This window comes from Agaricicola taiwanensis (assembly GCF_014635245.1).
Classification (GTDB): Bacteria; Pseudomonadota; Alphaproteobacteria; order Rhizobiales; family Methylopilaceae; genus Agaricicola; species Agaricicola taiwanensis.
Window position 1 is genome coordinate 838,369 of the sequence record NZ_BMCP01000001.1, and the last position, 13,185, is coordinate 851,553.

The following is a 13,185-nucleotide window of genomic DNA, read 5'->3' on the forward strand; positions in this document are numbered from 1 at the left end:
CATGAACACTCCCAACTACGGCTATCAGACCGGCTATGCCCGCTCCGGCGCCATCTTCGACGAGGGCCTGCGCCAGCACATGCTGCGCGTCTATAACTACATGGCTCTCGGCCTGGTGCTGACCGGCCTCGTTGCCTTCACGGTGTCCTCGGTGCCGGCGCTCTATGTGCCGATCTTCTCATCCCCGCTGAAGTGGGTGGTGATGCTGGCGCCGCTGGCCTTTGTGTTCTTCTTCTCTTTCCGTCTCCAGACCATGTCGGCATCGGGCGCGCAGATGATGTTCTGGGCCTTCTGCGCCGTCATGGGCCTTTCCATGGCCTCGGTGTTCCTGGTCTTCACCGGAACCTCCATCGCGCGCACCTTCTTCATCGCCGCGTCCATGTTCGGTGCCATGAGCCTCTACGGCTACACCACCAAGACCGACATGACGAAGTTCTCGTCGTTCCTGATCATGGGCCTCATCGGCGTGGTGATCGCGAGCATCGTCAACATCTTCCTGGGCTCCTCGGCCCTGCAGTTTGTGATCTCGGTGGTCGGCATCCTGGTCTTCCTCGGCCTCACCGCGTGGGACACGCAGACCATCAAGGAACAGTACGCCGAGAACATCGACGCTGAATCGCAGCAGAAGATGGCGGTCTGGGGCGCGCTCTCGCTCTACCTGAACTTCGTCAACATCTTCCAGTTGCTGCTGAACTTCACCGGCGAGCGCGAGTAACCGGTGGGCGGAACCATGGACAGGAACGACCAGCAGGCGATCGATTCGCTGTTCGGTAAGCTCTCCGCTGTTGAGCGGCAGTCGCCCTCGCGCGATCCGCAGTCGGAGGACTTCATCCGGGAGCGGATCGCGCAGCAGCCCCATGCGCCCTACTACATGGCCCAGACCATCGTGGTGCAGCAGCAGGCTCTCGAGGCGGCGCAGGCCCGCATCGAGGAACTGGAGGGACGCGGCCAGCCGCAGGCTTCGGCATCGGGCGGCCTGTTCGGCGGTCTCCTCGGCTCCGGCCGGCAACCGGTCCGGTCTTCCGGCTCCGTTCCGCGGGTGGCCCGCGGCGGTGAGGCGCAGCCCGCCTCGCCCTGGAACCAGTCCCAGCGCGGCATGGGCGGTGGCGGCTTCCTTGCCGGCGCGGCGCAGACCGCCATGGGCGTGGCCGGCGGCGTCCTGCTCGGCAACGCCATCGCCGGCATGCTCGGTGGCGGGGAGGCGCAGGCAGCCGAAACGCCAGCGCCCGCCGAGGAGGAACCGCAGGCCGATGACGCCGGCTTCGACGATGCCGGTTTCGACGACAACGAATTCTGAGTCGCAAAACAAGGGAGCCGGATTTTCCGGCTCTCTTGATCTCTCAGCGCAGCGGCGCGCGCGCCAACGCGAAGGCCACCACCGCCACTACGCCGAGACCAGCCAGCACCAGCATGATGCCGGCATAGGACATCGGTAAAAGCAGAAGCGCCGCGGCGGACAGGGGCGCGATCGCCCGGGCCAGGAGAGCGACGGCGGACATGGCGCCCCCGATACGCCCCAGGCTCGTGCGCCCGAAATATTCAGGCAGCAGGCTGCCACGGATGATCGACACCAACCCGTTGGCGGCGCCGAACAGCACGGCGAAGATGATCAGTTCCGCCGTTGTGGAGGCGAAGGCGAAGAGCCCGAAGGAAAGCGGCAGTCCACAGAGTATCACCATGCCGAGGGGATGCGGACGCAGTCTTTTGCCGAAGGTGACGAAGGCAAGTCGTCCCGCCACCTGCGCCGGTCCCACCCAGACCAGCACGGCCATGCTTTCCGCCGTATCAAGGCCCTTGAAGGCCAGCGCGGGAATGACATGTGCCCAAAGCGCCGCGGCGGCGAAGGAGTAAAGCGCAAAAGTGGCGGTCAGAAGCCAGAAGGCGGCAGTGCGGCGCGCCTCGTTCACGGTGAAGCCTGTCTCCGCCGCGGGCTCCCCGGACGCGGCAGCAGTCGCCGGGACAAGCTCTCCGCCGCCCCGCAGCGCCAGGAAGTGGATCGGTGCGATGACGGCGATCAGCACGATACCGATCACCAGGACGGCGGCGCGCCAGTCCACGACGGCGAGCAAGGCTGCGGCCGCGGGAAAACCGACGGTCGAGGCAAAGCCGCCGATCAGGGTCAGCGTCGTGATCCCCTGTCGGTAGCGCGTCGGGTAGCGCCGCGTCAGGATGGTGAAGGCGGGCTCGTAAAGCGTCATGGCCATGGCGCAGCCGATGAAGCACCACGCAAGATAGAACATCCACGGCTCGCTGGTCTGCGACCAGATCAGAAAGCCGATGCCGCCGAGGACGGAACCGCCCGTCATCAGCGCCCGGCCGTAGCCCGCGTCGATCACGGCGCCGGCCCCGTAGGTGGCGAGGCTCCAGACAGCGAGCCCAAGCGAAAAGGCACCCATCAGGGTCGCTTTGTCCCAGCCGAGGCTGGTCTGCATGGGCAGCACGAAGGAGGAGAAGGAATAGTAGAAGGCGGCCCAGCTGATGAGCTGTCCCATGCCGAGGAGTGTCAGGACGAGGCGGTACGGAAGCACGTCGGCAGACTCGCAAGCGTCAATGGCTTTGATGCCATGGAGCGGCGCGAGCCCGCCTGTCAACCATCGACAGCGTCAGGCAACGGGATGGACCGTCACGGCAAAGGTCGGGCGATCGGCAGCCATGCGGGTGCTGAAGGCGATCAGGCTCAGGAAGCCGGCCGCCATGAGAAGACCGATGAGGAAGGTGAAAATAAGCGCACGTGTCGCCGCGCGTTCACGCGCCGGACTGCGCGCGAGAGCATGCCGAGCCATAGGTCTCATCCTGTAAGAAATGCCTTACCGCCGTAGTGGGGGTGCATCCTGCACGCGCGTCTGAGAAAACGAATATAGTCGAAAAAAGGGCCATCAGCCCGGTAATACAGTCCGGCAGCCAACTTTACTCAATGTCATGGTTTATTCTTTGTTGAGCGGCCGGAAGCGCACGGCGACAAAGCCGGCTAAGGCATCGGATGGTTGCTGCGGCACATGGCGGTGACCTCCGCCACCCGGGCCTGCGCCACATCGTTCATCCGGCCGGACATGAGAGCGCCCCAAAGGCCTTCCCGCTTCAGGCTGTCTGCGGCGCAACCACAGAACGCCGTGCAGAATTCAGCATCGCTGCCCGCTGACGTGCAGCTCTGCTGGCAGCTCTGGGCGAAGGATTGATCGTCGGCCGCTGGCGCAGGCCCAAGTTCCTGCGCCACCAGCCACAGAACGGCCAGTAGCACCGGCTGGTGAATGAGATAGACCCAGAGGCTTCGCTTCCCGCCCCAGACCAGAAGCCGTCCGACGTTGGACGTCGGCTTTCGTTCCGCCCACCGCAGCCGGTCCGGGAATGCCAGCGCCAGCCGTGCGGCAACGACACCGGCAAGCACGACGCCGAACCAGGGAAACAGCGGCACATAATCATTGGTGACGGGCGGCACGGGAGCAAGCCCGGTCCACAGGAGCGCAGGCTGCGCGAAGACATCATGCGTGAAGAAGAAGGGGAGCGCGAAGACCGCGGCGGCGATGACGGCGGTCACAGAAATCGGCGCCTTTAGGAAAGGCAGCGCGAGCAGGCTTGCGAGGGCGATGTGGTGGAGAATGCCGAAAAAGATGAAGCTCGACGGAAACGCGTACCATGTCGCGAGCGTGATCAAGGCCGCCGCGCCTGCCACCAGCGCCAGACGGCGCAGGAAGGCGGCACGGGACAGGCCGCCCCGGGAGGCCAGCACGAGGCTGACGCCCACAAGGAAAAGGAAGGAGCCCGCGATCAGCCGCGCAAAGAGGCGCCAGCCGGGCTCGCCCGAGACATTGACCTCAATGAGCCTGAAGAAGCTGAGATCCCAGGAGAAATGATAGACCGCCATGGCAACGAGCGCGAGACCTCGCGCCAGATCGATCATGGGCAGGCGAGGCTTCAGGTCGGTGCGCGGCACGTGGGTCATCGATGTTGTTACAAGGCAGGAGCGACCCTCGGTGTGCCGCGTGACCGTGCCAAGAGCAAGGCGGGAATGCCGAAAAGAAACGCCGGAGCCTTTCGGCCCCGGCGTCGCGACTGATCAGGCTCAAGCTTTTATGCGGCGCGAACGGTGCGCAAGAAACCCGCCACCTGCTCCCGCAGGTTGGTCGCCTCGGCTGCCAAGGCCTGCGAGGCCTGGAACAGGCCGGAAGCGGATGCACCTGTACCTTCGGCCATCGACCGAACGGCAGAGATACCGCTGTTGAGCTCGCCGGTTCCCTGCGCGGCTTGCGAGATGGAGCGGGCGATGTCCTGTGAAGCGGCGGCCTGCTCCTCGGTCGCGCCGGCGATGGCCGCGGCGATCTCGTTGAGGTTCTGGATGCGTCCGCCGATGGCGTTTATCGAAGAGACCGTGCGGCTGGTGGCATTTTGGATCTGCGCGATGTGCGTCTCGATCTCCTCCGTCGCCTTGCCGGTCTGGCTGGCAAGAGCCTTCACTTCGCTCGCCACCACAGCGAAACCGCGTCCGGCTTCACCGGCCCGGGCAGCCTCGATCGTCGCGTTGAGCGCGAGGAGATTGGTCTGCTCGGCGATGTCGCGGATGATGCCGATGATGCTTTCGACCTTGCGCGCGCTGTCGGCCAGTTCCTGCACTTCCTGGTCGGTCTCGCGAGCCTGATCGGCAGAGGCCGAGATCAACTGGGCGGCGTTCGCCACCTGCTGGCCGATCTCGTTGATCGACGCCGAGAGCTGTTCGGAGGCGCTGGCGACCGACTGCACGCTGGACGAGGTCTGCTCCGAAGCGCTGGCGACGATGGTGGATTGATGGGTGGTTTCCTCGGCGCTGCGCGACATGCTTTCCGCCGCGCCGACGATCTGGGACGACGAGGACGACACCGTCTGGATGATCATGCCGACGCCGTCTTCGAAGTCCTTGGCCATCGACATGAGGGCCTGCTTGCGTGCCTCCGCCTGACGCTGCTCCGACTGCGCCTGCTCGGCTTTCAGCGTCTCCGTTTGAACAAGGACATCGCGGAATCGCTCAACCGTCTTCCAGATTTCTCCAATCTCGTCCTTGGAACGACGGACCTGGATCGGTGTATCGAGATCGCCATCGGAGATGCGCTTCAAGGTTCCGGTGAGCCGCTGCAGCGGGCGGCTCATATGAGCGGAGCCGATATAAGTTGCAAAAGCAACGCTTACGACGATGCCTGCGACCGCCGTGCCGACGACGAGGTAGAAGATATTGTTGCCGAATGCCGAGAGCTCTTCCTTGATGGCCGCATGGCGCGCCAGATTGTCGGCGACGAGGGCGTCGATCGAGGCCTGCAATTCCTTGCGGCTTGCCCGATTGGTTTCATTGTTGCCCTGTATGGATGCCGCCTCCGGCGATACCTCGGTTCCAAGGCGAGCAGTTTCCGTACGGAACTCCTTGAACTTCATGAGATCGCGTTTCATGGCTTCATACGCGTCTCTTTCACGCGGATGCACGAGAGGCTCCCATTGGGCCATCAGGGTGTCGATCTGCCCCAGTGTCTTTACGATGCCGTCGGCGAAGGGACGTGCCTCCTTGGTGCCGGGCGACATATAGACACCGCGTGACTCCGAAACCACCTGGGAAACCAGCCGGTTGAGGTTCTCTCCGATGAACGTGCGGGCGGAGATGCTTTCAAGGCGTCCGGTGTGCTGCTCATAAGACTGGAGCGCATAGATCGACAGTCCTGTAATCGCAATTGCGGTCAGCCCCATTGCGGCGACAATGGAATAAACCTTCGCCCGAATATTCATCGTTTAGTTCCTATTAAAGTGACTCCGTCGTCGTTTACTAAACCCGCGCAAGTAAATGCCGATATAACGCTCTGCAACCAACGCGGGCTTTTTCTCGGGAATGGAGGCGGTGAAAAAAACTTCCCGCGCGCGCCAAATGCCCTAGATTGAAGAGGGCAGAATTGACGCCGAGGAAGGTTGCTTCATGCAGATTGCCGGTTCACGCCGGATTTCGGCCTCGCCCGCAAATGTCTGGGCGGTCATAGACGACCCTGAGATGCTAAGAGCTTGCTTGCCCGGCTGCGAGGGCCTCGATCGCGTGACGGCCACCCATATGATCGCCTCAGGCAGCGTTCACGTCGGTGGCTTCAGGGACCGCTTCACCAGCCGGGTTGCACTGTCGGACATCGATCCGCCTCATGGCCTCAGCCTCGTTTACGATGGATCATGCGGAGCATCGGGCTTCACGAAAGGCGTGGCCGCACTGCGGCTGACGCCAGAGGGGACGCGAACCCGGGTTGACTACACATGGCGGGCCGAGTTCGATGGCAGGATCGCCGGCCTTGGAGACCGGGCGCTCGAGGATGCGGCCCAGAAGGCCGCGGAAGACTTTCTCGATGCCCTGTCGGCGAGATGCGCCTCCTCCTTCGAAGGGCCACTGCCTCTGACCGACGCGCCGCCCCTGGCCTATGGGTTGGATCCGATCGCACCGACTGTGGTTTCCTCGACACCCGATCCCGTCGAAACGGGCATAACACTCTGGCGCTGGCGGAACATTGCCATGTTCGCCGTCTTCCTGGCGATGGTCTTCGTCCTCGTCATCATGAATGGATAAGCAATGAGCACCGTCGCCATAACCGTAAACGGCACCCTGCGAAGCGAAGAGATTGAGGACCGGCTGTTGCTGGTGACCTTCCTGCGCGAGCGGCTGGGCCTGACGGGGACGCATGTCGGTTGTGACACCAGCCAATGTGGCGCCTGCGTGATCCACCTCGACGGTCGCGCCGTGAAGTCATGCACCTTGCTGGCCGCGCAGGCCGACGGCTGCGAAGTGACGACCATCGAGGGGCTCTCGCGGGATGGCCTCCTGCATCCCATGCAGGAAGCGTTTCGCGAGCATCATGGCCTGCAATGCGGCTTCTGCACGCCCGGGATGATCATGTCGGCGGTGGATGTGCTGCGGCGGATCCCTCATCCCGATGAAGAGACGGTACGGCACGAGCTGGAAGGCAACATCTGCCGCTGCACGGGCTACCAGAACATCGTGAAGGCCGTCCTTGCGGCGAGCGGGGCCGCGGCATGACCGAGGTGCTGCGGGAGGGCCGCCATGGATAACGTCACCTACCATCGCGCAAAGACGCTTGCGGAGGCCGAGCGGCTGCTGGCCGCCCATCCGGACGCAAAACTCTTGGCAGGGGGACAGACGCTGCTGCCGATCATGAAGGATCGGCGGCTGTCGCCGGCGAATGTGATCGACATAGCGCGTATCCCCGAGTTGAAGGGCATGCGTGATGAGGGGGATGCGCTTGTCATTGGCGCCAACACCCTGCATGCGGATGTTCTCACGGATCCGGTGGTCCGGGGCCGGATTCCTGCGCTGACCGATCTCGTCGCTGTGCTCGGTGACCCGCATGTCCGGCATCTCGGCACGCTTGGCGGAGCGGTCGCCACCAATGATCCTGCCGGGGATTACACCGCTGCGCTCGTTGCCCTTGACGCAACCATCTCCACCAATCGCCGTGACGTCGAGGCCGAGGCCTTCTTTGTCGGTCCGTTTCAAACGGTGCTGGGGGAAGGTGAAATCGTCACCTCGGTCCGCTTCCCTGTGCCGCGCCGCGCCGGATACGAAAAATTCCGGCATCCGACGTCCCGCTACGCCTTGGCCGGTGTCTTCGTGGCTGAACTTGCCGGCGGAACCGTGCGTGTGGCGGTGACGGGCGCGGGGCCTCGCGTCTTTCGCCTGCCGGCCATGGAAGCGGCCTTGAAAGCGAACTTCAGCCCGGATGCGGTGAAGCAGGCGGAAGTACCTGCGAGCTGCCTCGGTTCAGACATCCACGCGGACAGGGATTACCGCGCCCATCTGATCCATGTCATGGCGGAGAAGGCCATCGTGAAGGCGCTCGCCATGTGACGCGACGCGGTTCTGCGAGAATTCAGGAAAGAGGAACACGCCATGCTTCGCCTTCTTGCTCTCCTCATCCCGCTTATGGCCGCGGCGCCCGTCATGGCGCAGCAGGCCTCCGACGTGGTGGTGCCGGAAGGCGCCTCCGGGCTTGCCGAAAAGAAGGCAGTCACCGCAAAAAAATGGATGGTGACGGCGGCAAATCCCACCGCCGCGGAAGCCGGCGCTGAAATCCTGAGGGCCGGTGGCAATGCCATCGATGCCCTTGTCGCCGTCCAACTGGTGCTTGGCCTGGTCGAACCGCAATCCTCCGGCCTCGGCGGCGGCGCTTTCCTTGTCTATTGGGACGCAAACGAGAAGCGCCTCACAACGTTTGACGGGCGTGAGACGGCGCCGGCGGAGGCAACGCCGACACTGTTTCAGGATGAAAAGGGCGAACCTCTGAAATTTGCCGATGCCGTGGTCGGCGGTCGCTCTGTCGGCACGCCCGGCACGCCGCGCCTTCTGGAAACGGTGCACCGCAGGTACGGCAGGCTTGCCTGGGGCCGAATGTTCCTGCGGCCGATCCAGCTGGCGGAAGGGGGCTTTCCCGTGCCGCAGCGCCTGGCGGCTCTCGTGGCCGCCGAAGGCGACAAGCTGAAGCGCTATGACGGCCCGGCGGAATACTTCTTTGACGCCTCTGGCGCGCCCCTCGCCGCTGGTGCCCTGCTTAAAAATCCGGAATATGGCCAGACCTTGCGTCTTCTTGCCGAGGAAGGCGCGGATGCTTTTTACGAAGGGCCGATCGCGGCCGACATCGTCGCGACGGTGCGGGGCGCTGAAGGTAATCCCGGCGTCCTCTCGCTGGACGATCTCAGGAACTATCGCGTCAAGGAGCGCGAAGCTGTCTGCGCGCCCTATCGCACCTATGACGTCTGCGGCATGGGGCCGCCGAGTTCCGGCGCTTTAACCGTCGGCCAGATTCTCGGCCTGCTGGAGCCATTCGATCTGACGGCGATGGATTCCAACTCCGCGGAGGCGTGGCAGCTTATTGGCGACGCCTCGCGCCTCGCCTTCGCTGATCGCGATCGCTACATGGCCGATAGTGATTTCGTACCGATGCCGGTCAAAGGACTTGTCGAGCGGGACTACCTCAGGGATCGCTCCGGGGCCCTGAAACCCGGCCAGCGCCTGACGGATGCCAAGCCCGGCAATCCGAAATGGACCCATGCCAGTCTCTGGGCGGATGACGAGGCGCTCGAGCTTCCCTCCACCAGCCACATCTCCATTGTGGACGGAGAAGGCAATGTGGTCGCTATGACAACGACCATCGAGGCCGGTTTCGGCTCCCGCCTCATGGTGCACGGTTTCCTCCTCAACAATGAGCTCACCGACTTCTCCTTCAAAACCCACGCGAACGGCGTGCCGATCGCCAATCGGGTTGAGCCAGGCAAAAGACCTCGGTCATCCATGTCGCCCACCATCGTGATGCGTGAGGGTGCTCCTTACATGTCGGTCGGCTCTCCTGGCGGCAGCCAGATCATCGGCTATGTGGCGAAGACGCTGATCGCTCACCTTGACTGGGGCATGGACATCCAGGCGGCGATCTCCCTTCCCAATATTCTGAGCCGGACCGGCCCCATGGAGATCGAGTGGGGAACTCAAGCCGAAGCTCTCAAGGCGCCGCTCGAGGCGATGGGCTACGAGGTAAGGGCGGCGGAAATGACCTCTGGGCTGCAAGGCATTGTCATCACGCCCGAAGGGCTCGTCGGCGGGGCGGATCCACGGCGGGAGGGCTTGGCCGTAGGAGAGTAACTTCCGCGCTACAAACCAGCAGGCGGATAAATCAGCTTGCACTTTTGAACCATTCCAATTTAGAGCCGTTCCAAAGTAAGCTTTGTGATGGAGTGAACCGATGAACAAGTCAGCCACCTGCAGCGCCTGCGTTTTCTTTGATGAGCACAGCCGCAACGCCGCCGCGCCGTCGGACGGCCTGTGCCGTTACAACCCGCCGGTCTCGCAGCCGAACGAGACCTCGCACGGCCTGTGGCCCGTGGTGACTCAGGCTGACTGGTGCGGCCATTTCACGGCGGACCGCTCGGCCTGATCCTATCAAGCGAACAGTGTGATCAAGGCCCGGCAACACGCCGGGCTTTTTTCATGGCTTTTGCTCGCCGTGGCGGCACGATATGGGCATGTCGATGACATTCGATACCGCCCTTCCGATTGATGATGTGCTGCCCACCCTGGATGCGGCGCTGGCGCATCAGTCGAACGCCGTTTTGGTGGCTCCTCCAGGTGCCGGCAAGACCACGCGCGTGCCCTTGGTCCTGCTTGACGCGCCGTGGCGTCGTGACGGGCGGATCATCGTGCTGGAGCCGCGGCGTCTCGCCGCCCGCGGTGCCGCCACGCGAATGGCGCAAACCCTTGGGGTAAACCTGGGCGATCTTGTCGGTCTTCGTGTCAGGCTCGGCTCCAGGATATCGGCGCGCACACGCATCGAAGTTGTGACCGAGGGTGTCTTTACCCGGATGATTCTCGACGACCCCGCTCTGGAGGGGATCGCCGCCGTTCTCTTCGACGAGTTCCATGAGCGAAGCCTCGATGCTGATCTCGGGCTGGCCCTGGCCTTGGAAGCGCAGGCTGCTCTGCGTCCGGACCTGCGCATCCTGGTGATGTCGGCCACGCTCGACGGCGCACGCGTCGCGAAGCTGCTGGGTGACGCGCCTGTCATCGAAAGCCAAGGCCGCAGCTTTCCGGTCGAAACCCGCCATTTGCCGCGCGATCCACGAGGACGGCTGGAAGATCAGGTTGCCGATGCCGTCATGCTTGCCCTGCGCGAGGAGACCGGGAGCATTCTCGTCTTCCTGCCCGGACAGGCGGAAATCCGGCGGGTGCACGATCGTCTGGCAGAGCGGATCGATCCGGCGGTGACGCTTGCCGACCTTCACGGGGGACTTGATCCTCGCGACCAGGACCTTGCCGTGAGACCGGCGGAACCCGGCAGGCGCAAAGTCGTATTGGCTACCTCCATCGCCGAGACCAGCCTCACCATCGAGGGCGTGCGCGTTGTGGTCGATGCCGGCCTCTCGCGCGTGCCGGTTTACGAGCCCTCGGCCGGGCTGACGAGGCTTGCGACAGTGAAGGTGTCGCGCGCCGCGGCCGATCAGAGGCGCGGCCGCGCCGGGCGCACGGAACCTGGTGTCTGCTACCGGCTATGGGAAGAAGCTGCGACGGGAAGCCTTGAGCCCTTCGCAAAGCCTGAGATCCTCAGCAGCGATCTTTCCGGCCTCGCTCTTGATCTTGCCGGATGGGGTGCGGCTGATCCGGCTCAGTTGTCCTGGCTTGATCCGCCGCCTGCGTCCGCCATGGCTGAAGCGAAGGGGCTTCTGCGCGCTCTCGGAGCGCTCGATCAGAATGATCGGCTGACCGAAGGTGGCCAAACCATCCGGGCCCTGCCGCTTCCGCCCCGTCTCGCCGCTATGATCGTTGCCGTGCCCGGCCAGCGCAGCCTCGCGGCCGAACTGGCGGTGCTTGTTGTGGAACGCGGCCTTGGCGGCAGCGAAATCGACATCGCCTTGCGGCTCACCAACTTCAGGCGTGACCGGTCACGCCGCGCTGAGGATGCGCGGCAGCTGGCGCGGCGCTGGGCGCCGACGGAGAACGAGGCCCCCACCACGTCCAGTCCTGGCGTGCTGCTCGCCCGCGCCTATCCCGACCGAATCGCGCAGGCTCGGGGGAAATCGGGAAGCTTCCGCCTCGCCAACGGGCGAGGGGCCAACCTCGATCCAGTCGAGGCGCTGGCGCGTGAACCCTATGTCGTCGCCGCGGAACTGACGGGATCGGCCGCCTCAGCGCGCATCCAGCTCGCGGCGGCCATCAGCCGCGAGGACATCGAGGAGATGTTCGCTGATCGCATTACCGCCGGCGAAGAGATCAGCTTTGACCGAAACAGCGCGTCATTGCGGGCCCGCTTTGTCCGGCGTCTGGACGCGCTCGTTCTGGACGAGCAGCCCCGATCCGTTCCCCTCGGCGATGAGGCCGCCAAGACCCTTGCCGAAGGCATCATATCGCTCGGTATCGAGCGGCTTCCCTGGAACAAATCGCTCGGCCAGTGGCGCGAGCGCGTCATGTTCCTGCGTCGCGCCGAGGGAGACGAGTGGCCCGATCTGAGCGATCAGAACCTGGCCGAGACAGCCTTCGGCTGGCTCGCTCCGTTCCTCATCGGGAAAACGGCATTGGCGCAGATAAGCGAAGGCGATCTCGACACGGCGCTGAAGGCCCTGCTGCCCTATAATCTGTCCCGGCGGTTGGAAGCCGAGGCGCCGACACATTTCCCGGCACCCTCGGGATCACGCGTTCCCATCGATTACGGCGGCGATGAGCCAGTCTTGTCCATTCGGGTGCAGGAACTCTTCGGTCTCGGCGAACATCCGGCGATCGCGGCGGGTCGCGTGCCCCTGGTGCTGGAACTGCTCTCGCCAGCTCACCGCCCTGTTCAGGTGACGCGGGACCTTCCGGGCTTTTGGCGCGGCTCCTGGAACTCGGTGCGCGCCGAGATGCGCGGCCGCTATCCGAAGCATCCCTGGCCTGAAGATCCTCTAAACGCTCCGGCAACCAATCGAACCAAGCGACGGATGGAGATGTGAACGAAATCTGACGCCGCGCGTTAAAGGATACCCTTTACGTAAACGAGGATCATTCATGCGCTTCGCCCTTATCGCCACAGCTGCAACACTGTTCGCGTTGCCGGCTGCCGCGGATTTTCAGGACCGGCCGCCCCAAGGCGCAAAGATGTTGTCCGAAATCGTGAGCATCGTTGAGAAGCGGGAAAAATTCGCCTTCATCGATGAAATCGATATCGAAAAAGGCATTTATGAGATCACTTACTTCATGACCGACGGAGCAGAGGTGAAGCTGCATCTGGATGCCCGCACCGGTCAGCCGCCGTCGGCTGATCAGGCAACGCGCTGATTTTTCAGGATCTGAACAATGAGCAGTTCGGCCGTGGCGCGGTTCAGGGCCATGGCGATGTCGTAAAGGACAGCCAGCCGCGTGAGCGCCTTGACATCCACATCGTGAGGGTGGGGCGACAGGGGGTCGATGAAGAAGATCAGGACGTCGACTTTGCCGTCCGCGATCCGGGCGCCGATCTGCTGGTCGCCGCCAAGAGGGCCGCTCTTGAACCGCGTTACCGAAAGATCAGGGCATGCCTCCTTGATCCTGCCACCGGTGGTTCCCGTGGCGATGAGGTCGCAGCCGACCAGAACACGACGATGCTGGCTGCAAAAGGTGACGAGATCATCTTTCTTGGCGTCATGCGCGACGAGCGCCACACATGGCCGATCCGCTGTCGCTGTCAT

Annotated in this window: 14 protein-coding genes; 9 read left to right on the plus strand and 5 right to left on the minus strand. The window is 63.8% G+C overall.

The genetic code is table 11. The annotated features are described in order from the left end of the window. Position 1 precedes the first annotated feature (1 nt). Together IEV58_RS03945 and IEV58_RS03950 are read left to right on the plus strand one after the other, a co-directional pair. A complete protein-coding gene (locus IEV58_RS03945; protein WP_188408375.1) occupies positions 2–715 on the plus strand; it encodes a Bax inhibitor-1/YccA family protein in 714 nt (237 codons plus the stop codon). A 15-nt stretch (positions 716–730) separates the two neighbouring features. Continuing rightward, complete coding sequence (locus IEV58_RS03950) at positions 731–1,297, plus strand: DUF2076 domain-containing protein (protein ID WP_188408376.1); 567 nt, start codon at positions 731–733, stop codon at positions 1,295–1,297. Positions 1,298–1,340: 43 nt separating this feature from the next. Here the strand turns inward: IEV58_RS03950 and IEV58_RS03955 are convergent, their stop codons facing one another. The 4 genes from IEV58_RS03955 to IEV58_RS03970 all read right to left on the minus strand — a co-directional run bounded on the left by IEV58_RS03955 (position 1,341) and on the right by IEV58_RS03970 (position 5,742). Then, positions 1,341–2,528 (minus strand): MFS transporter, encoded by a 1,188-nt coding sequence (locus IEV58_RS03955; protein ID WP_188408377.1) that lies wholly within the window; start codon positions 2,526–2,528, stop codon positions 1,341–1,343. Positions 2,529–2,603: 75 nt separating this feature from the next. Then, positions 2,604–2,783, minus strand: a complete 180-nt coding sequence (locus IEV58_RS03960; protein WP_188408378.1) for a hypothetical protein — start codon at positions 2,781–2,783, stop codon at positions 2,604–2,606. Positions 2,784–2,968: 185 nt separating this feature from the next. Continuing rightward, positions 2,969–3,940, minus strand: a complete 972-nt coding sequence (locus IEV58_RS03965) for an acetyltransferase domain-containing protein (RefSeq protein WP_188408379.1) — start codon at positions 3,938–3,940, stop codon at positions 2,969–2,971. A 128-nt stretch (positions 3,941–4,068) separates the two neighbouring features. Continuing rightward, on the minus strand, positions 4,069–5,742 hold the full coding sequence (locus IEV58_RS03970) for a methyl-accepting chemotaxis protein (RefSeq protein WP_188408380.1): 1,674 nt from the start codon (positions 5,740–5,742) through the stop codon (positions 4,069–4,071). Between the two features lie 184 nt (positions 5,743–5,926). On the opposite strand from IEV58_RS03970, the gene IEV58_RS03975 reads away from it, so the two are divergent. From IEV58_RS03975 to IEV58_RS04005, 7 genes are all read left to right on the plus strand, one after another. Next, complete coding sequence (locus IEV58_RS03975; protein WP_188408381.1) at positions 5,927–6,556, plus strand: SRPBCC family protein; 630 nt, start codon at positions 5,927–5,929, stop codon at positions 6,554–6,556. 3 nt (positions 6,557–6,559) lie between these two features. Continuing rightward, the gene (locus IEV58_RS03980) at positions 6,560–7,024 is read left to right on the plus strand and encodes a (2Fe-2S)-binding protein (protein ID WP_188408382.1); all 465 of its coding nucleotides are present in this window, start codon (positions 6,560–6,562) and stop codon (positions 7,022–7,024) included. A gap of 24 nt (positions 7,025–7,048) precedes the next feature. Continuing rightward, positions 7,049–7,852, plus strand: coding sequence for an FAD binding domain-containing protein (locus IEV58_RS03985; RefSeq protein WP_188408383.1), 804 nt, complete (start codon positions 7,049–7,051; stop codon positions 7,850–7,852). A gap of 42 nt (positions 7,853–7,894) precedes the next feature. Then, positions 7,895–9,637 carry a gamma-glutamyltransferase gene (gene ggt / locus IEV58_RS03990; RefSeq protein ID WP_188408384.1) on the plus strand — a complete coding sequence of 581 codons (1,743 nt, stop codon included), beginning with the start codon at positions 7,895–7,897 and terminating at the stop codon, positions 9,635–9,637. 100 nt (positions 9,638–9,737) lie between these two features. Next, positions 9,738–9,929, plus strand: coding sequence for a hypothetical protein (locus tag IEV58_RS03995; protein WP_188408385.1), 192 nt, complete (start codon positions 9,738–9,740; stop codon positions 9,927–9,929). 88 nt (positions 9,930–10,017) lie between these two features. Further along, positions 10,018–12,471, plus strand: coding sequence for an ATP-dependent helicase HrpB (hrpB, locus tag IEV58_RS04000; RefSeq protein ID WP_308790853.1), 2,454 nt, complete (start codon positions 10,018–10,020; stop codon positions 12,469–12,471). 55 nt (positions 12,472–12,526) lie between these two features. After that, positions 12,527–12,796, plus strand: coding sequence for a PepSY domain-containing protein (locus IEV58_RS04005; RefSeq protein WP_188408387.1), 270 nt, complete (start codon positions 12,527–12,529; stop codon positions 12,794–12,796). Here the strand turns inward: IEV58_RS04005 and IEV58_RS04010 are convergent. Further along, complete coding sequence (locus IEV58_RS04010; protein WP_188408388.1) at positions 12,781–13,185, minus strand: methylglyoxal synthase; 405 nt, start codon at positions 13,183–13,185, stop codon at positions 12,781–12,783. The two genes, IEV58_RS04005 and IEV58_RS04010, sit on opposite strands and share 16 nt — an antisense overlap.

Bases quoted from the DNA above. Each gene is read 5' to 3' on its own strand.
- IEV58_RS03950 (WP_188408376.1), top strand. From the start codon at position 731: ATGGACAGGAACGACCAGCAGGCGATCGATTCGCTGTTCGGTAAGCTC.
- IEV58_RS03965 (WP_188408379.1), bottom strand. From the start codon at position 3,940: ATGACCCACGTGCCGCGCACCGACCTGAAGCCTCGCCTGCCCATGATC.
- IEV58_RS03945 (WP_188408375.1), top strand. From the start codon at position 2: ATGAACACTCCCAACTACGGCTATCAGACCGGCTATGCCCGCTCCGGC.
- IEV58_RS03980 (WP_188408382.1), top strand. From the start codon at position 6,560: ATGAGCACCGTCGCCATAACCGTAAACGGCACCCTGCGAAGCGAAGAG.
- IEV58_RS04010 (WP_188408388.1), bottom strand. From the start codon at position 13,185: ATGACAGCGACAGCGGATCGGCCATGTGTGGCGCTCGTCGCGCATGAC.
- IEV58_RS03975 (WP_188408381.1), top strand. From the start codon at position 5,927: ATGCAGATTGCCGGTTCACGCCGGATTTCGGCCTCGCCCGCAAATGTC.
- ggt (WP_188408384.1), top strand. From the start codon at position 7,895: ATGCTTCGCCTTCTTGCTCTCCTCATCCCGCTTATGGCCGCGGCGCCC.
- IEV58_RS03985 (WP_188408383.1), top strand. From the start codon at position 7,049: ATGGATAACGTCACCTACCATCGCGCAAAGACGCTTGCGGAGGCCGAG.
- IEV58_RS03960 (WP_188408378.1), bottom strand. From the start codon at position 2,783: ATGGCTCGGCATGCTCTCGCGCGCAGTCCGGCGCGTGAACGCGCGGCG.
- IEV58_RS04005 (WP_188408387.1), top strand. From the start codon at position 12,527: ATGCGCTTCGCCCTTATCGCCACAGCTGCAACACTGTTCGCGTTGCCG.
- IEV58_RS03970 (WP_188408380.1), bottom strand. From the start codon at position 5,742: ATGAATATTCGGGCGAAGGTTTATTCCATTGTCGCCGCAATGGGGCTG.
- hrpB (WP_308790853.1), top strand. From the start codon at position 10,018: ATGTCGATGACATTCGATACCGCCCTTCCGATTGATGATGTGCTGCCC.
- IEV58_RS03995 (WP_188408385.1), top strand. From the start codon at position 9,738: ATGAACAAGTCAGCCACCTGCAGCGCCTGCGTTTTCTTTGATGAGCAC.